The organism is Cnuella takakiae, assembly GCF_001953305.1.
GTDB lineage: Bacteria > Bacteroidota > Bacteroidia > Chitinophagales > Chitinophagaceae > Flavisolibacter > Flavisolibacter takakiae.
In genome coordinates this window covers 1,688,995-1,705,994 of sequence record NZ_MTFE01000010.1, presented here as the reverse complement: position 1 = coordinate 1,705,994, position 17,000 = coordinate 1,688,995, and the positions used below count along the sequence as shown (strand labels likewise).

Below are 17,000 nucleotides of genomic sequence, written 5' to 3'. Positions count from 1 at the left end.
GTAAATGAAGGTTTTCACTGGCCGGATGGGCAACTTTCGTAAAAGGTATTAAGAAGTTTTAATATTTGATAGCTTTTAGCACCGCTTTGGATAAGACAAAGGGGGCTTTTGCCCCCTATCTGTTATGCCAGTTCTCTTCTTATCACTACCTGTACAGGCGAAAGAATGAACTATGATCTTTTGTGAGCACGGACCCTCTTGCCCTTCTTGGTGGTGTACGATTTGACACTCACAGTTTTGGGTTTGTAGGACCTTTTCTTTTGGGCATGCGATTCGGTAGGATACAAGAACAGGAGTCCAGCGGCAAAGAGGCAAAGCAGCTTATTTATATGGTTTTTATAATTATAGAGATTTGAATGAGTAAAAGTATTATTTCCCAGGTTGAAGCCGATCGCCTCCTAGCCATGGAGGGTTGCCACCAGTGATTTGCTTAAACTCTTCCAGGTCATAATCCTCCTTACTTAGAATCACAGACGCAAACGTGTTTCCTTCGTAAGTTTCCCTTGCTTTTCTTTCTGCTGAACTTTTAACCATATTAGGATTAAATCCTTGTCCAGAAATGGGGATAGTAACACTTTCCTTTCCATCAATAATCACCTGGACCTGTGCAACATAATAATCCTTCATGTTTGAAATTTTTATTATAAGATATGAGTTTTCCGTTTCTGGAGAAAATAAAGAGGCATTTGCCCTTTTGCTTTAGCCAAGCCACACCATCCCAGCTGGCACAGGTTCAATTCGTGAAGATCTCCGGCAATCAAAACTGGGCGTCAATATACCCATTGTGGGCGGAGTTCATGTCCTTGTCCCGAGCCTCCATTTTACCCGCATTTCCTAGCTATGGCCCGAAGTCATTGATAATCATAATTCTTCCGTGCGTACATTGCCTTTGCGTGGTGTGAAAATGTCGTGAATTGTTACTAATTGTTGCATATTGTATCATTTTTGATATTATGTTTGTGAATCAAAATGCTTTGACTTTTGTCAGTACAAGTGTAAAGCAATCGGAATCAAAACGGAATACAATGAAAACCTACGCTAAAAATGCAGCCGCTTCAGTTGCAATGGCTCCGGCCAAAAGCATTCGCATGCGTAATAGGTTGAATGCATCCAACGCTCTGCCTATTGGGCGTCGCCTTGCTGTTAATGCCCCAGGTCAGTCAAAAAGCAAAGTAGTATTCGATTTTGAAGTACTTTCTCCTTCTCAGCAAATGAGCGAACGTAATAACGTTTACCAGTTTTTTAGCATCGGCTAATGTTCGATAAGCCATACCCCTTAAGGTACCTTGGTGCTAAACCTACACTTGTCCCTAATCCCATTTTAATCACCCAGTACAGTTTCCCTGCAGTGCACAGGCGTTACATGGTAACATTCGAAACATTCAGTTTTGGTGTTACAGCGGTAAAGTACTGTGGAATGGATGAGCGCAATGCCAAAAACAGGTTTGACAAAATTTATAATGACGATGACGCTTTTAAGGTCATAACCACCTGCCTTTACGCAATGCTTGATTATTGGAAAAGGAACCCTGCTGCCAATCTATCATTTTACGCAGTGCCGAGAAAGTTCGATGAGACAATATTATCAGGTAAAGCTTTTTCTTCTCCTAAAGAAAAAAGGAAGTTTATTGACCGGTACAAGAGAGTGCGATTTGCTATTTACGATTATGCAATGGTCAACTTATTTTCTCCTGCATACTTCATCCATATGCGTGATACCAAAAACGCAGTTTATTTATTGATGAACCGTAAGCAGACTAAGCCTAAAGTTGTCGCAAATATGTTTGGGCACTTCCTCCTTGACAATTATGACATGATTTTTTCGCCGGATTCATAGGTGACATTTTCACCCTTTACAATAGTTTATTCTTTATACTTTTACACCACCGCCTTCAATCTCCCGCTCCAGCAAGGACCCAATAATCTACAACCACTACTTCCTTTTGCCGAAAGGTCGCTGTTTAGCCCTGTTTTCTGGGGTTGGGTTGTTTCAGCAGCATTCGCGCCGGCAAATCAGGAAATGGGGATGCAGGTTGAGGTGGTGGAGGTGGCCCCGCCAGATGGTCCTCAATAGCCTTGCACACCTTCGCCAGCGCTTTCTCATCTTTGACCTCTCCCTCAACAACCTTCCAAGTAACCGGCTTTTTTTTAAGTCCCCTTGCCTGGAGCATTGGCCGGTTGCTCTGGAGCACCACAACCCTATCACCTGCAACCAGGCGCCACTGCTCAAAATGCTTATCCTTACCCGCTGCTTCCACATCAAAGCGGAAAGTGTAGATGCCGTGGGGGATGGTAAGATGGAAGCGCATTTGATGAAGTTAGAATATGGCTAGCTGGAAAATGCAAAGGAAACGATATTAAATTACCTAGGTAAAGGCTTTATATTGCCACACCGAACCAAAACCATCGACATGGATCAAACCTTACTACTTGCCGCCTTGCTGGCTGGCAATCTTGTTGTTGCCCTCGTTCTTTATTTCATCATCCGCAAAGCCATTACTGATGGCATAAAGGGAATGCAAACCAGTTTGGAAAAGTTGACAGCAATTGCGGCCATTCATTCGCGCTCCCTGGGGATAACCGATGCGCAGCTGCTGGCGCAACAGAAAGAAGACAAGTTAAATGAACTGGAAGGGCGTCGGCATTTGCTGCACCCTAGCGAATACGAATCCAAAAGGGTGGCTATACTAAACAGTTGAGGTGTTAACCTTTCATTAAAGAGCTATAGACCATCATTTATCTATTAAATGCCTTATATTTTCGGCCTGACACCAGTTATAAGGAGTTATTTCAATTTGCTGTAAACCCTATAAACCATACTTGACCCGCCGCAATGAAGGCAAAATCTATTTCAATGAACTTGATTAGATGCCTTGGCGGTTTATGAAACGCTTTTTTCATTTTCCAACCAACTGTTTTAATAGGGTAGCCTACTTACTTTTGGAACCAAACTTTGACTTACAATACATTATGGTTAATAAAGTGAGCTCGCTTCCTTTTTTGAAAAATGGAGGTGAGATTGGCGAACTGATGAGAACTAAAGACTGGAGCAATACAGCAGTAGGTACTCCCGATACATGGCCCCAAAGTCTCCGCACTTCAATCAATTTGTTGCTTAATTCCAAGTTCCCCATGTTTGTATGGTGGGGTAAGGAGCTTACAACCTTTTACAATGATGGCTACCGGACCATTGCGGGGGGTAAACATCCTGACCTCTTGGGAAAATCGGGGCGGGAAGGTTGGGCTGAAATTTGGGACGATCTATCTCCGCTAGTGGATGCAGTATTTAATGGTCAGTCAACATGGGCAGAAGACCAGCTGCTTTTAATCGACCGAAGAGGCTTTATTGAGGAATCTTATTTCACATTTTCCTACAGTCCAATTGTGGATGAATCAGGAACCATCAACGGATTGTTTTGTGCTGTTATAGAAACAACAGAAAAAGTGTTGGCCGCTCATAAAGTGGAACAAAGTGAGCGCAATCTTCGCGCTACGATCTTGCAATCTCCTGTGGCCATGTGTATTCTAAAAGGCCCTTCTTTCGTTGTGGAGATTGCCAACAATCGCATTTTTGAAATTTGGGGTCGAGAAGAGGCAGAACTGTTGAACAAACCCATTTTTGAAGGGCTTCCGGAAGCTCGTAACCAAGGTTTAGAAGATCTCCTTAATAGGGTGCTAGTAAAAGGAGAAACCATTAATGCCAGTGAACAGCCTGTGCAACTGCCCCGTAAAGGCGAAATTGAAACCCGCTTTTTGAATTTCGTGTATGAACCTTTTCGCGACTTAGATGGCACCATATCAGGAATTATTGTGGTTGCCGTAGACGTTACAGAACAGGTATTAACTCGCCATAAGGTAGAGGAAGGCGAGTTAAGGTTCCGTAGTTTGGCCGACAACTCACCAATGATTGTCTACATGGTAGAACCAGATGCGGAAGCAAGAATGAGTTATTTCAACAAGACTTGGCTTACCTATACTGGTCAGGGCTATGAAGAGGCCTTAGGCCGGGCCTGGGATGGAATTGTACATCCAGAGGACGTACAAGGTATATTCGAAAGATATGTTCCTGCTTTCCAAAATAAGGAACCATACACCCTACCTGCAGTGCGTTTGAAAAGACACGATGGGCAGTACCGTTGGCACTTATTTAAGGGAACACCTAGATACTTACCTACCGGAGAGTTTATGGGTTATATAGGTGTAGGAATTGAAATCCACGAGCAAATAATAGCTACGGAAGCTCTAAAAGAAAGTGAGGCACGGGCAAATGCCGCTATAGAAATTGCCCGTTTAGGAACTTTTGAAATAAATGTAAAGAAACATACTATTATTCACTCACCAAGAAGTGCAGATATTTTAGGATTAGATCCTACAAAACAGTGGCCATATCAGACCTTTATTGATGCAGTAAATCCGGAAGATCAACCGATTCGCCAAAAAGCATTGGAAATAGCCAAACAAACTGGTGTGCTATTTTATGAAGCAAGAATCATCCAGACGGACCAAAATATACGTTGGGTTCGGTTAAATGGACATTTTGTCCAGCCCGACAGCGAACCTTTGATCATCGGTACCTTAATGGATATCACAGAAGAGCGCAAAGCTGCGGAACTGCTAGAACTTAAGGTAGAGAAGCGCACCCTAGAACTAGCACTTGCTAATAAGGCCCTAATGCAATCAAATTTAGAACTGTCCAGGTCTAATAGCAATTTGGAAGAGTTTGCTCATGCTGCATCACATGACATGAAAGAGCCAATCCGTAAAGTGCTAACGTTTACAAATCGCTTAAAATTAACTCTTAGGAATCGGCTATCAGAGAAAGAGCAGTACCTATTTGATCGTGTTGAAAATGCAGCACATCGTATGGGCCTTTTAGTGGATGATTTACTAGAGTTCTCCAAAGTCAGTGAAAAGCCAATGGAAAAAGAGGAGGTGAACTTAAACGTTAAAGTAAATATTGTATTAAGTGATTTAGAGCTAATTATTGAAGAACAGAATGCGGAGATAGAAGTAGGACAACTTCCAACAATCAAAGGCTACAAGCGTCAATTACAACAACTACTACAAAATATTTTAAGCAACGCATTAAAGTATAGCAAACCTAAACAGACACCTGTTATTTTAATCTCTTCTAGAGTAGTATTTGGCTATGATGTTGCAGATAAAGTGTTGCCCGAACAAAAAGATCAAAAGTTTCACCTGATTGAAATAAAAGACAATGGAATAGGTTTTAAACAAGAATATGCCGATAAGATATTTAAAATGTTTCAGCGCCTACATGGAAAAGAAGAATATTCAGGAACTGGGATAGGACTGTCCATTGCACGGAAAGTAGTTGAAAATCACAATGGCTTTATCTGGGCAGAATCACAACTAGATGAAGGTGCTATTTTCTACGTATTACTACCTGCTTAGAACGAGACATCAAAAATAGAATCCTGATTTTAAAACTGAATAATAGATAAAATTGCTACCCTTTTTGCTACCATTCATCACCAAAAACGACAAAACCCGCTACTAGAGCGGGTTTGCTATTCTAAGTTGTCGGGAAGACAGGATTCGAACCTGCGACCCCCTGGTCCCAAACCAGGTGCGCTACCGGCCTGCGCTACTTCCCGGGTCCCGCGGGCTGCGGGGTGGCAAATGTAGGCTTTTCATTATTACCTGCAAAACAATATTCCAATCCTTTAGCGGATCACCTGGTTCAAGGCCCCCCACAACTCGTTGTCGAAACTGGAAACAGCCATCCGCACATTGCCGGCACTTTCACCCATGCGTACTACCACCAGCTTTTTGGAGGGCACCACGTAAAGCTTCTGGTCGTTCTTACCCAAAGCGGCAAAAAGGTCCGCGGGGGCATTGGGCACCAGCGATCCACTAAACACAAACTGTAAGGTAGGCAGCATATGCCGGTCCTTGCCATTAAGCCAGGTAAGATACCCGTATGACGGATTCAGCGGCTGCGAACTGCTGATTTGGCTGTTTTGGTAAGCTGCGTCAGGCAGTACTGTTTGGTCTTGCCACTTACCCTTATGCAGCATCAGGATACCAAAGCGTGCCATACTACGGGCAGTACTGAATAAAACATTATTGTACCCCACCCTTACCCAAGTGCCGTCCATTCCAATCCGGCTGCCAACCTGCTGGCGGAAATAGCTGTTGAAGGTGGTGCCGGTAGCCTGTTCCAGTACTTTATCCAACAGGGTATAGGGTGCATTGTGGTAGGCCCAGCGGGTGCCCGCATCGGCTTTGAACTGCAGGCAGGCTGGCTGGGTGCAGTCGGCATCGCCGGTAGCGTCGTCCAGGCCGGTAGTCATGGTAAGCTGGTGCCGAATGGTGATGTTGTTTTCCTTTGCCAAAGGCAGCGATGTCCACCCCTGATCCAGGTACTGGGATGTCCGGTTGCCGATATCGAGCTTACCCTGGTGCTGCGCAATACCTACCAGGGCAGCCGTCAGCGTTTTACCTGCCGACGCCCAATACCAGCTACTGTCGGCGGTGAAACGGCCAAAGTACCGCTCCAGTACAATGTGGCCGTTGTAAAGGATCAGAAAGGCCTTGGTTTGCTTTTGTTCCAGCAAATCATACAACGCAGGGAGGGCCGCTTCGTTCCAACCCAAGGATGCCGGGGATATTTGCGCCCAGGTATTGCCTGGTGGCGGAAAGTAAAGAGAATCACCTGGCTGCGCAATAGGCGCAGCCAGGTCCTTTTTACATCCTAGCAGCAGCAAAGAAGCCAGCATTAAAAGGATACATTTCATGGGTCTGGATTTGAATTAAAATTAGCTTACAATAGCAGGTAACCATCAGTTCAATAAACGCATCCGGAACAAACAGCTATTACAGGATTTTTTAAAAACAATTATTTCGGTCAAGCGTAAACGTATTTTTCAACAGACCATTTGAAATGACATGGGTTTAAAACTGGCAGTAAACCGGCAGCAGTTTTGATGCAGCAAAATCTTTCGGATTCTAAAACTTCGGCAAGCAAAACAGCGTCTTTTTTTGCGGGACAAGTAGGCATAAAAAAAGAGGAACGACTAGCGTTCCTCTTTCTGCGGTGAGGGCGGGATTCGAACCCGCGGTACAGTTTAACCCGTACGGCAGTTTAGCAAACTACTGATTTCAGCCACTCATCCACCTCACCTTTCCTGTGCGTCAGGGACAAACCCGTGCTGCAAGGGCTGCAAAAATAGGGAGATGCATCCCAATATTCCAAAAATTAAAAAATGTTTTTTCTGCTAAAAAGTTTTGCTGCTTTACACCAAAGCTTTGAGCCTGAAGCGGAAGCCAAAAGAAGTGCAACCGACAGCAGCATGGGGTCCAGATTTTTTCAAGGCTGAACCTTTATTTCAGAGCCAATTCAATTAGCCTATTGCTAATCTGCCGCTGATTGCCTTTTTTGGAACAACAGCCTGCAACGATGAAATTTTTTCGCATCATCCTTTCTGCCCTGCTTGCCTTTTTTGCCCACTCCGCCCATTCAACACCTCCGGTACATGTGTGGGAGTTGCAGGAACTGCGTTTTGTGGCCCAAAACAATTACGCCAATGCTTATACCGATGCCACCGTTTGGATAGATCTCAAAGGACCAGGCTTCAACAAAAGGGTGTATGGCTTTTGGGATGGCGGCGATACGTTTAAGGTAAGGCTGGTGGCCATGCAGCCCGGCAAGTACAGCTGGACCAGTGGCTCGCAGCCTGCAGATGCCGGCCTGAACGGAAAAAAGGGTGACTTTACTGCTACCACCTGGAGCGAAGCAGAATTAGCGGCCAACACTTTGCGCCGCGGCTTTCTGCGTGCATCTCCTAATGGCCATGCACTCATCCATGCTGATGGTACGCCTTTCTTTGCCGTTGGCGACACATGGTTTTCGATGGGTGCCAGCCGCTTTCGCTGGTATGATGATGAACAACCACGCCCCATGGGTCCCAATGCAGGTTTTAAAGATTATGTGCGCCTGCGCAAGGCACAAGGGTATAACTGGATCAATGTGATTGCAGCTTATCCCAATTGGAAAACAGACGACAGCTCCTACCACCTGCGGATGTACGACTCGGCACGCACCACCGTTCGTTCCGCATGGGTGGAATTTGGAAAGAACAGCGCCAAGAATATGGATAATGAAGGCGGCAGGCCTTTTCTCTTTCCGGGCAGGGTGCCGGGGTATGAAAACTATTTTCCCGATATGGACCGCATCAACCCGGCCTATTTCCACTTCCTTGACCGTAAGATCGCCTACCTCAACGAGCATGGCTTTGTTCCCTTCCTGGAAGCCTCCAGGCGCGATGCCAGCCTGCTATGGTACCAATATTACGGATGGCCCCACTCCTATGCCCGCTACCTGCAATATTTCTACGCACGCTATGGTGCCTACAACACGGTACTAAGCCCCGTGCACCTCGATATTATTTCGGCAACCGTAAGTCCTGCCGACTATGTGACCGCCATCAAATACGTGGAAAAAACCTATGGGCCCTTGCCGTTTGAAAACCTTCTTTCGGCTAACGCAAACCCTTCCACCCTTGAAAATTGGGGCGAGGATTCCTGGGTTACGCTCCACCAGATTGGCAACCGGAGGGAGCACACCTATTACTGGTATTTAACCGAAATCTTTTACCAAAAACATCCTAAGCCGGCACTCAACGGCGAACCCTACTATGCTGGCTATAAAGATGCCCGTGGAGCCGGTATCGGTGTAAACTATACCCGCGGTGCCGATGGCGGCACGGAAAAAGATAATGCCTATGTACGGTCCTGCGCCTATGGCAGCTTTCTTTCAGGTGGACTGGCAGGGCATTGCTATGGCGCCGAAGGCATATGGGGCGGTGATGTAGAGCCCGAAGCACCCACCAAGATGTGGGAAGCATTCAAATGGCGATCAGGAGCGGAAATGCGGCACCTCAAAACCTTTGCCTTATCAATTGGCCGCCGCTACCAGGACCTTGAACCCAATGCCGACCTGGTGACGCCCAACAAGAACTATAACCTCCTTGCCTATGAAGGATGGGCCTATTGCAGCCGCACACCCGACCAGCATATTTTCCTACTCTACTTTGAGCAAGGCTGCCCTCAGGCAGAGATCAGGGGCGCCCGGCTTGATGCCGTGTACAATGCACAATGGTTTGATCCCCGCAAAGGCAGTTGGCAACTGCTGGGTGATGGCATACTGGTTTCTGGAAAAACAGGCCTAATCAAACTGCCGCCACTGCCCGACGGACAGGACTGGGGATTGAAACTGGTTTACAAAGGACCCAGGGACGAAAAAACAAAGTATAAGGAATACGAAAAGGTAGTTATCACACCTCCCTTTTATCAAAGACCCAAATATCAGGTGGCAGGTCTCTTGCTGCTGGCACTCCTTGCCGGCGGGTTGGGTGGATACCTGTTGCGCAATGCCAGGAAGCAGTAAAACCACCCGATTTTACCAGCACAAAGTACCGTGAAATAGCGGGTACAAACGGGTGCGATTTATGCTATCTTAAAGCTACAATACCCACCTATGACGCCTGTAGCTTTCAACGCCCTGGATACTTCGGAGCAAATAAAAATTGCCATGCGGGGCGATGCCCTTGTTGGTCATCGCAGCGAAGGCCCCCGCAGCATGCATCTTTATGCAGTGGAGCAGTTTTATGTGGAAGTGGAATTTACCACCCGCCGCAAAGACGTGCTGCGTGTTTATGCTTCCGATGGCGAAGACATCCTCAATCCATACCTCGAACAGATTGATATTTCCGAGTTGTGGTGGTAGAGCGGAGTTTGCAATGTTTTCGTTTGTTTCAAAAAATTTAAACGTTGCAATAATAAATTATAAGCTCCCTTACATTTAGCCCTGGTTACACACGAGTAATGTTGCATTCTCTCATTACGCTGCGGCTGCACTCCTTTGCGCCCTGTACCAGCAACACCACAAAAGTCTACAGGTAGATTTTATAAAAATTTCTTTAAAAGAAAAGGGTTTCAGAATTTGGCAACAGCCACGCTGCTACCAACTTCTGAAACCCTTTGAATATTTGGTTTTTCTAAAACCTGCTTTCTTACAAAGATGCCAGTTGCACCTTCTGCTGTAACTCCATCACATTATCGCGGAATACACCATCGGTATCCATCAGGTCTTTTACCGTTTGGCAACTGTGGATTACCGTAGTATGATCGCGGCCACCAAAATGTTCACCAATGGTTTTAAGCGAGTTCTTGGTAAATGCTTTAGCCAGGTACATGGTGATCTGGCGGGCCTGTACAATTTCGCGTTTGCGTGTTTTTTGCAGCAGCTTATCGTAAGGCACATCAAAGTATTCGCACACCATGCGCTGGATGGTATCGATGGTAATTTCTTTGCTGGAAGACTTCACAAAGTTGCGCAGTACTTTCTTGGCCAGTTCCAGATCAATCTCCCGGCGGTTGAGCGATGATTGTGCCAGCAGCGAAATCAAAGCACCTTCCAACTCGCGGATATTGCTGTTGATGTTGTAAGCAATATACTTCACTACTTCCTTCGGCATTTCCAGGCCGTCGTTCTTCATCTTGCGCTCCAGTATCTCGATACGGGTTTCGTAATCGGGCATCTGGATATCGGCACTCAAACCCCAACGGAAGCGGCTCAGCAAACGCTCCTGCACACCTTCCAGGTCCTTGGGCGATTTGTCGGAAGTAAGTACCAACTGCTTACCACTCTGGTGCAGGTGGTTGAAGATGGCAAAGAATGCATCCTGCGATTTCTCGGCGCGGTTAAAGAACTGCACATCATCAATGATCAGCACATCGATCATCTGGTAGAAGTGGATGAAATCGTTGATGGCATTGTTGCGGCTGTGGTCCACAAACTGATTGATGAACTTCTCTGAGCTCACATACAATACCACTTTGTTGGGCGTAAGCCTTTTTACTTCATTACCGATGGCTTGCGCCAGGTGCGTTTTACCCAAACCAACACCACCATAAATTACCAGCGGGTTGAAAGAGTTGGCACCAGGCTTCTCCGCAACCGTTTTACCGGCACGACGTGCTACACGGTTGCAATCACCTTCGATATAAGAATCAAAAGTATAAATGGGATTGAGCTGCGGATCAATCTGCATCTTCTTCAATCCAGGAATCACGAAAGGATTCTTTACCGGTGTGTTGATCACCAGCGGGAAGTCCATTTCGTTGTTGGAAAAAGATTTGTAACCATGCGACGCAGTATCTACAGTAACGGGCTTGTTGTAATTGTTGCCACCGTCCACCATGATGCGGTATTCCAAACGGGCATCTTTGCCCAGTTCTCGCTTCAGGGTTTTAGCCAGCAGGTTTACATAGTGCTCTTCAAGGTATTCAAAAAAGAATTGACTTGGCACCTGTATCACCAGCACGTTCTCTTTCAGCAGCACGGGTTTGATGGGTTCGAACCATGTTTTGAAATGCTGCCATTCCACAATGTCTTTGATAATAGACAGGCAGTTCGACCAAACATGTTCGGCATTCTTCTCCATGAAGTTGATACAGTTTATAAAAGCTTATGAATCTTGTACTTGCGATGACTTATACACAATTGGTGTATAAATAAATTTTGCTGGGACAGGAAGACGAATATCTAAAACATCCAACGAAAAAAAAATTTTTATTCGTGCGTTTTTTTCGTAACTGTTAATGGGTTTGCACTTATCAACCTTTGCCCTTTTTGCCGGTTAAAATCATAATCCAACCTGCCCAGTTGCAATCCTGCCCATCCTACCTGGTTGACAACAACATCCTGCCCCTTTTTATTTTGCAACACATCAGGTTTATCCAGAAATGTGTGCGTATGTCCGCTAATAATCAGGTTAATATTTTCGGTTTCACGTGCCAGTTGCTGATCGCTCACTTTATTGCCTGCATATTTATAACCAAGATGTGACAGGCAAATCACCAGATCGCATCCCTTTGCATGCAAAATACCGGCCACTTCATTGGCCTTCTGAATGGGGTCGAGGTACCTGGTAGTGCCGTACAAATTGGCAGGCACCAATCCATCCAGCTCAATACCCACGCCAAGGATGCCCACCTTCAATCCTCCTTTTTTGATGATGCGGTAAGGAACTGCAACTGACTCCATGGCAGTACCAGCAAAATCGTAATTGCTGACGATGGTACTGAAACCGCCATGTTGTTTCATCTGCAGGGCAAGATTGTCCACACCACCATCAAAGTCGTGGTTACCAATGGTGCAGGCATCATAACCCATGCGGGCCATCGCCTTTACTTCAGGCTCGCCTTTATAAATATTGAAATAAGGTGTGCCCTGGAAAATATCTCCGGCATCTAGCAACAACACATGTTCCGCTTCACTCCTGATCTGATTGATCATTGCTGCACGGGCTGCTACCCCACCCTGCCCTTCGTTGCGGCTGCCATCCATTGGAAAAGGATCAATGCGGCTATGCGTATCGTTGGTATGCAGGATGGTCAGCTGACGGCTGCGTGCATCTACCAGCAGTTCGGCCGCACCGGCTTGCGCACCCAGCAATAGTGAACCAGCGGCCAGTGCCGACTGCCTGATGAATGTTCTTCTATTCTGCATTGCGGATGCGGTTTTCGGTGATTTCAGCAATAGGTTTTCCCTGCTGTTGCAGGTTGCGGATATATGTTAGCAAAGCATCCCTGATCAGGTAACCACTATTGATCTGCGGAATGGGCTTCAGGAAAGAAGCATCATCACCACCATTGGCTACATAATCGGAGTTGGCAAGCGTATAAGTTTTGTTTTTGTCCAGTGGTTTGCCGCCAACCAGTACATCGGTTGCCTGTTTGTTTTTGATCACAAAACTGGCACCTGCAATGGGCCAGCCACCTCTTGCGGCGAGATAATCAAACAACTGCTGCACCTGGTCGCCGCTCAACTTTTGCAGCACCAGCAGGTTATCGAAGGGCATCAGCTCAAATACTTTCCCGCGTGTCACTTCCCCCTTCGCCAGTTGCAGGCTACGGATGCCACCATAGTTGATGATGGCAAAATCAACAGGCATTTTGAACTGTTTTGCCGCCATATCCAGCACCGCATCGGCCATGAAATTGCCCAGCGATCCGGAAGGTTGTTTCTTCTCCAGTGTAGCGGCAGCAATGCCCAACACTTCATTCATGCTTTTGTCTACCGAGTCGCGGTAAGGCAGCAGCATGCGCATCATTGCGCTATCGCGTGGCGCAGCTGCATCTATCTTGTAATCATGATAAGCCAGCTTGGCCGGATGCATTGCCCTGTGGCAGGATGCCAGGCTTAGGGTGAGCAGCAGGAGCAGGTTTATATATTTTGAAAAGATCACTGTTTCGCTTTTGGGAGCGCAAATATCCGATCTTATTCCGGGTTTTCCACAAGTTATTCACCGAATCTATCTGCCATCTTAGCACGATAAGTAATTTCCAATAAGTCCACACGTAAAAGGTTATATGTTTTTGTAGCAATAGATAAACAAAACCGATGCAACAAGAGAAGGCAAAAGACTTATAGCCAGTACAGTAGGACAATTATTATCATTTGTTCTTTTAAAGTCTAAAGCGCTATTGATATAAGTATTGCCAGCAAACCTGCATCTTCAGCAACACCCTCAGCCAACAACTTGCCAAAGGTTATAATGGTCCTTACCGAGGTTTTCCACAACCCCACTGAAATAAATAAGCCGGAGGAAATCCTCCGGCTTATAAACAGGTTACAAATTAATTAGCGAACCAGTGCGCCTACCATTTGCTCGGCCACAAGCGTATTGCCTTTCTCATTCAGGTGCACCCTGTCGGTGGTGAGGATGCCCTTCTCCAGGTTTTGCGGATTGTTCTTTTGGTTGTAATCCAGGAATGCCTTGCGCAGATCGATCAACCCGCAACCATTTTGCTGGGCCAAACGGCGAATGATATTGGCATAATGATTCAGGTCGCCGTCCTGCTGGTTACTATAATCGGTATGCTCACCAATGGCAGCCGGCGTAGCCAGGTGCACCTTGATACCTTTTGCATGTAGCTTTTTAATCAATGCAGTATAAAAGCGTTCAAACTTATCAGCATCGGTACCGGTACCCGACGAAGCTTTATGCCACACATCATTTACACCTACCCATATTACTACCACATCGGGGCTCTTTGCCAGCACATCCTCATCGGCACGCAAGTAGAGATCGTAAATCTTATTACCGCCGATACCTGCGCCTACCAGTTCGTATTGGTCCGACAGGTTACGCGCTTTGAGCATTTCGCCCATACGGGTGATATAGCCACCCGGCTGCACACCCGCCTGTGTTATGGAGTCGCCAAAAAAGAGGATGCGGGTTTTCTTTTGCCATACAAAAAACTGGGTACTGGCAGCAAGCAGCAACAGGATAAATGACCGGAAGATTTGTTTCATGTGGAAAGCGGTTTATTGGAATGCTGGAAGATAGTTAATGAGCGAGAAATTGGTTGTCGAAATTAAGTATTGCAAAGAGCGCCGGGCAATCGCAGAGATGCGTAAAGAACAACCTGGGATACTTTCTTTTTTTATTTTATAACGATACCAACTCCATTGTTACATAAGTCGTGAACATGGAAGCCTTTAAGCTTGCAGCTAATAGCTTGTAGCTTTTCCACAGCCATCTTATAACTGGCATAATAGGCACTATTTATAAATGCCTTTTAAATCCTTTTCAAACAAAGTATAGGGATCGTTGTAAAACTTCATGAAGTCTGGCACGCTTGGATGACCCGGCACGGGTGCATAATAATGTGTGGGGCTGGTGCGGTCGTTGCGCCACACCAACACGTACGACAAACGTTTGCCATCTGCACGCATCACTTTCAACAATACATCATTCCACCAATTGGTGTTGGGAATAGATTCCAATCCTGTTTCGGTAAATGCAGCCAGCTTGCCTTTGCGTTGGGCGTAGTCTGAAACGATCTTCAGTTTGCGCGATGCAACATCCAGGCGGTAGCCATCACGACCCATATCGCCATAGTTATCCATACCTACCATATCCACCCATTCATCACCGGGATAACGATCCAGGAACTCAGCTTCAGTATTAAACCTGTTGTCAGGAGAGAATGCATACAGCAAGTTGTGTACACCGAGGCTGTCGCGCAGGTAGCCTACCGTAAAACGCCACAGCGATACAAACTCCTCGCGGGTACAATGCGGCGCACCCCACCAAAACCAGCCACCGTCAAACTCGTGGTAAGGCCTGAAGATCATCGGCACCTGTTTACCATCTTTACCCCTGGTGCTGTTGGCCCAATCGGCAATACCTTTCAGTATACCCTTGTATTGTTCATGTGCCGCACCACCGGGGATGAGGTATTTAACTGCAGGTTTGGAAACAGAGTCTTTCCAGTAGAAGCCACCTGCCGATACCGGGTTATTGAAATGCCAGGCAATGGTAGTTACCCCGCCCCTATTGTACGTGTCTTCCACATTCTTTTTCAGGTCGGCTTTGTTTTTAGCAACAACATCAGCAGCGTGCCCGGAAAAGCCACTCAGGTCTACACCAATTATCGCCGGGTGCGAACCGGTAACCGATTTTACATCCGACCGGTCCGCATCACCAGCCCATCCACGGCCGTACTCAGTGGCGTGCTGGTGTCCAAAAAGAGTATGGTTTTCCGAAAGCCGCATCAGGTTGCGGAAGAGTGCTTTTGTTTCAGGCGTTGCCCGTTTATCAACAGGCTGTCCATGAGCAACAGCAAGCAGGAAGGTGCATAATAGTAGTAATGTGTAACGATACATGTTTCTTGGTTTGAAGTTTATGGTTCAGGATTTGGCGTTATGAGTTTGGCGTTTGGCGTTTGTTTTAGTAATGCTGATGATTAAGGTGGTCTATTTTTCCAATGCGTTGCATCAGCTCCAGGCAGGCCCTTCCATTGTGGTAAGGACATTTCCACAGGCCAGCTTTGTCTTCGCTATCCATCAGGCTATAGTCCTGCCGTACCCCCCACGCCCATTCACCTTTTTCACGGTCAAGGATATGCGCTTTTACAAATGCCCATACAGCTAATGATCGTTGTAAGTGAACAATGTGTCCCGACTCTTGCCAGGCATTGAAAAAACCTACCATCGCTTCAGCCTGCGGCCACCAGTGTTTTTCTCTTACCCAGTGCGCGCCGTTTTTTTCATACCACAGCCCGCCATCTCCATCGAGCCCAAGGGCTGCAGCATCAGCTACCAGCAGGCAGCGATGCCGCACTTCGGCAAGCAATGCCTCCTCGCCGACTGTTTCGGCGGCTTCCTGCACCAGCCAGGCAGCTTCTATATCATGCCCGAAGGAAACAGCGGAGGAACGGGATTGCCATTGCTCGCTGAAAAACAAAACCAAGTGATGGGTTTGCGGGTGCATGATGTGGTCAAGGAAAATGCGGATCAATGCAATAATTTGTTTGCGCAAACCAGCATCGGGCCATACGCGGTACAGATTGGTATACCCTTCCAGCACATGGAGGTGGGTATTCATACTTTTCTTTTCGTTTGCGTCTTTTTCACTCAGACGCAGGTCGGCAAGCGGTTGCCATTTACGGTCCAGCGCTTCGAGGTAGCCGCCGTATTGTGCATCAAAACTATACTGCTCAATGGCACGATACTGACCAATGGCTAACTGCCTGGCTCGATCTTCCCCTGTTAGCTTGTAATATTCACTGAATGCATACACCGCAAAGGCAAGGGCATAGATCTGCTTCTTGGTATCCAGCGGTTTGCCATCAGCAGTTACCGTCCAGTACACCCCACCAAATTCAGGATCAACAAAGTGCCGGTCTAAGTAAGCAAATGCACGATCGGCAATGGATCGATAGGCATGGTTACCGCTTTGCCTTGCTGCCGCAGCAAAGGTCCTCAGGATACGGCAGTTGAGTACCGCACCCTTGGGTGCTTCCGGATCTATCGTATTATCATGACCCAGCTTACCAATAAAGCCACCCTTTCGTTCGTCTACACAATGTTGCATCCAGAACTGCAGGATGGCTTCCAGTTCGGAAGCCAGTTCTCCGTGGTATTGCATTAAGCTTGCAGCGAGTTCCTGGTCCATCTTCAT

General features: G+C 46.6%; 15 protein-coding genes and 2 tRNA genes. 6 read left to right on the top strand and 11 right to left on the bottom strand.

What is annotated here, in order from left to right:
• Positions 1 to 369 precede the first annotated feature (369 nt).
• Complete coding sequence (locus BUE76_RS07620) at positions 370 to 627, bottom strand: hypothetical protein (RefSeq protein WP_073043682.1); 258 nt, start codon at positions 625 to 627, stop codon at positions 370 to 372.
• A gap of 398 nt (positions 628 to 1,025) precedes the next feature.
• Here BUE76_RS07620 and BUE76_RS07615 point away from each other — a divergent pair, with 398 nt between their 5' ends.
• Both BUE76_RS07615 and BUE76_RS07610 read left to right on the top strand, forming a co-directional pair.
• On the top strand, positions 1,026 to 1,256 hold the full coding sequence (locus BUE76_RS07615; RefSeq protein ID WP_073043680.1) for a hypothetical protein: 231 nt from the start codon (positions 1,026 to 1,028) through the stop codon (positions 1,254 to 1,256).
• Positions 1,256 to 1,837 (top strand): hypothetical protein, encoded by a 582-nt coding sequence (locus BUE76_RS07610; RefSeq protein WP_073043678.1) that lies wholly within the window; start codon positions 1,256 to 1,258, stop codon positions 1,835 to 1,837. Before BUE76_RS07615 ends, BUE76_RS07610 begins: the two co-directional genes overlap by 1 nt.
• A 124-nt stretch (positions 1,838 to 1,961) precedes the next feature.
• Here the strand turns inward: BUE76_RS07610 and BUE76_RS07605 are convergent, their stop codons facing one another.
• Entirely contained in the window at positions 1,962 to 2,309 is a 348-nt protein-coding gene (locus BUE76_RS07605; protein ID WP_073043676.1) for a hypothetical protein, read from the bottom strand.
• 102 nt (positions 2,310 to 2,411) lie between these two features.
• Here BUE76_RS07605 and BUE76_RS07600 point away from each other — a divergent pair, with 102 nt between their 5' ends.
• Together BUE76_RS07600 and BUE76_RS07595 are read left to right on the top strand one after the other, a co-directional pair.
• A complete protein-coding gene (locus BUE76_RS07600) occupies positions 2,412 to 2,699 on the top strand; it encodes a hypothetical protein (RefSeq protein WP_073043674.1) in 288 nt (95 codons plus the stop codon).
• A gap of 184 nt (positions 2,700 to 2,883) precedes the next feature.
• Positions 2,884 to 5,415 carry a PAS domain S-box protein gene (locus tag BUE76_RS07595; RefSeq protein ID WP_158069938.1) on the top strand — a complete coding sequence of 844 codons (2,532 nt, stop codon included), beginning with the start codon at positions 2,884 to 2,886 and terminating at the stop codon, positions 5,413 to 5,415.
• 129 nt (positions 5,416 to 5,544) lie between these two features.
• Here the strand turns inward: BUE76_RS07595 and BUE76_RS07590 are convergent.
• The 3 genes from BUE76_RS07590 to BUE76_RS07580 all read right to left on the bottom strand — a co-directional run bounded on the left by BUE76_RS07590 (position 5,545) and on the right by BUE76_RS07580 (position 7,147).
• A tRNA-Pro gene (locus BUE76_RS07590) sits at positions 5,545 to 5,618 on the bottom strand.
• Between the two features lie 69 nt (positions 5,619 to 5,687).
• A complete protein-coding gene (locus tag BUE76_RS07585) occupies positions 5,688 to 6,761 on the bottom strand; it encodes a serine hydrolase domain-containing protein (protein WP_073043670.1) in 1,074 nt (357 codons plus the stop codon).
• Positions 6,762 to 7,058: 297 nt separating this feature from the next.
• Positions 7,059 to 7,147, bottom strand: a tRNA-Ser gene (locus BUE76_RS07580).
• Between the two features lie 276 nt (positions 7,148 to 7,423).
• Here BUE76_RS07580 and BUE76_RS07575 point away from each other — a divergent pair.
• Together BUE76_RS07575 and BUE76_RS07570 are read left to right on the top strand one after the other, a co-directional pair.
• Entirely contained in the window at positions 7,424 to 9,412 is a 1,989-nt protein-coding gene (locus BUE76_RS07575) for a DUF5060 domain-containing protein (RefSeq protein ID WP_073043668.1), read from the top strand.
• Between the two features lie 90 nt (positions 9,413 to 9,502).
• Positions 9,503 to 9,751, top strand: a complete 249-nt coding sequence (locus BUE76_RS07570) for a hypothetical protein (RefSeq protein ID WP_073043666.1) — start codon at positions 9,503 to 9,505, stop codon at positions 9,749 to 9,751.
• Between the two features lie 286 nt (positions 9,752 to 10,037).
• On the opposite strand, the gene dnaA is transcribed toward BUE76_RS07570, so the two are convergent.
• The 6 genes from dnaA to BUE76_RS07540 form a co-directional block, all read right to left on the bottom strand.
• Positions 10,038 to 11,471: a chromosomal replication initiator protein DnaA gene (dnaA, locus tag BUE76_RS07565; protein WP_073043664.1), complete on the bottom strand. Its 1,434-nt coding sequence runs from the start codon at positions 11,469 to 11,471 to the stop codon at positions 10,038 to 10,040.
• A gap of 128 nt (positions 11,472 to 11,599) precedes the next feature.
• Positions 11,600 to 12,538 carry a bifunctional metallophosphatase/5'-nucleotidase gene (locus BUE76_RS07560; protein ID WP_073043662.1) on the bottom strand — a complete coding sequence of 313 codons (939 nt, stop codon included), beginning with the start codon at positions 12,536 to 12,538 and terminating at the stop codon, positions 11,600 to 11,602.
• Complete coding sequence (locus BUE76_RS07555; RefSeq protein ID WP_083596533.1) at positions 12,528 to 13,277, bottom strand: 5'-nucleotidase C-terminal domain-containing protein; 750 nt, start codon at positions 13,275 to 13,277, stop codon at positions 12,528 to 12,530. The genes BUE76_RS07560 and BUE76_RS07555 overlap by 11 nt, the downstream gene beginning before the upstream one ends.
• Positions 13,278 to 13,672: 395 nt before the next feature.
• A complete protein-coding gene (locus tag BUE76_RS07550; protein ID WP_073043660.1) occupies positions 13,673 to 14,347 on the bottom strand; it encodes an SGNH/GDSL hydrolase family protein in 675 nt (224 codons plus the stop codon).
• Between the two features lie 249 nt (positions 14,348 to 14,596).
• Complete coding sequence (locus BUE76_RS07545) at positions 14,597 to 15,703, bottom strand: glycoside hydrolase family 26 protein (RefSeq protein ID WP_073043658.1); 1,107 nt, start codon at positions 15,701 to 15,703, stop codon at positions 14,597 to 14,599.
• A gap of 64 nt (positions 15,704 to 15,767) precedes the next feature.
• Positions 15,768 to 16,994: an AGE family epimerase/isomerase gene (locus BUE76_RS07540; RefSeq protein ID WP_073043656.1), complete on the bottom strand. Its 1,227-nt coding sequence runs from the start codon at positions 16,992 to 16,994 to the stop codon at positions 15,768 to 15,770.
• Positions 16,995 to 17,000 lie beyond the last annotated feature (6 nt).

Bases quoted from the DNA above. Each gene is read 5' to 3' on its own strand.
- dnaA (WP_073043664.1), bottom strand. From the start codon at position 11,471: ATGGAGAAGAATGCCGAACATGTTTGGTCGAACTGCCTGTCTATTATC.
- BUE76_RS07570 (WP_073043666.1), top strand. From the start codon at position 9,503: ATGACGCCTGTAGCTTTCAACGCCCTGGATACTTCGGAGCAAATAAAA.
- BUE76_RS07615 (WP_073043680.1), top strand. From the start codon at position 1,026: ATGAAAACCTACGCTAAAAATGCAGCCGCTTCAGTTGCAATGGCTCCG.
- BUE76_RS07605 (WP_073043676.1), bottom strand. From the start codon at position 2,309: ATGCGCTTCCATCTTACCATCCCCCACGGCATCTACACTTTCCGCTTT.
- BUE76_RS07550 (WP_073043660.1), bottom strand. From the start codon at position 14,347: ATGAAACAAATCTTCCGGTCATTTATCCTGTTGCTGCTTGCTGCCAGT.
- BUE76_RS07545 (WP_073043658.1), bottom strand. From the start codon at position 15,703: ATGTATCGTTACACATTACTACTATTATGCACCTTCCTGCTTGCTGTT.
- BUE76_RS07610 (WP_073043678.1), top strand. From the start codon at position 1,256: ATGTTCGATAAGCCATACCCCTTAAGGTACCTTGGTGCTAAACCTACA.
- BUE76_RS07540 (WP_073043656.1), bottom strand. From the start codon at position 16,994: ATGGACCAGGAACTCGCTGCAAGCTTAATGCAATACCACGGAGAACTG.
- BUE76_RS07585 (WP_073043670.1), bottom strand. From the start codon at position 6,761: ATGAAATGTATCCTTTTAATGCTGGCTTCTTTGCTGCTGCTAGGATGT.
- BUE76_RS07620 (WP_073043682.1), bottom strand. From the start codon at position 627: ATGAAGGATTATTATGTTGCACAGGTCCAGGTGATTATTGATGGAAAG.
- BUE76_RS07600 (WP_073043674.1), top strand. From the start codon at position 2,412: ATGGATCAAACCTTACTACTTGCCGCCTTGCTGGCTGGCAATCTTGTT.
- BUE76_RS07575 (WP_073043668.1), top strand. From the start codon at position 7,424: ATGAAATTTTTTCGCATCATCCTTTCTGCCCTGCTTGCCTTTTTTGCC.
- BUE76_RS07560 (WP_073043662.1), bottom strand. From the start codon at position 12,538: ATGCAGAATAGAAGAACATTCATCAGGCAGTCGGCACTGGCCGCTGGT.
- BUE76_RS07595 (WP_158069938.1), top strand. From the start codon at position 2,884: ATGAAACGCTTTTTTCATTTTCCAACCAACTGTTTTAATAGGGTAGCC.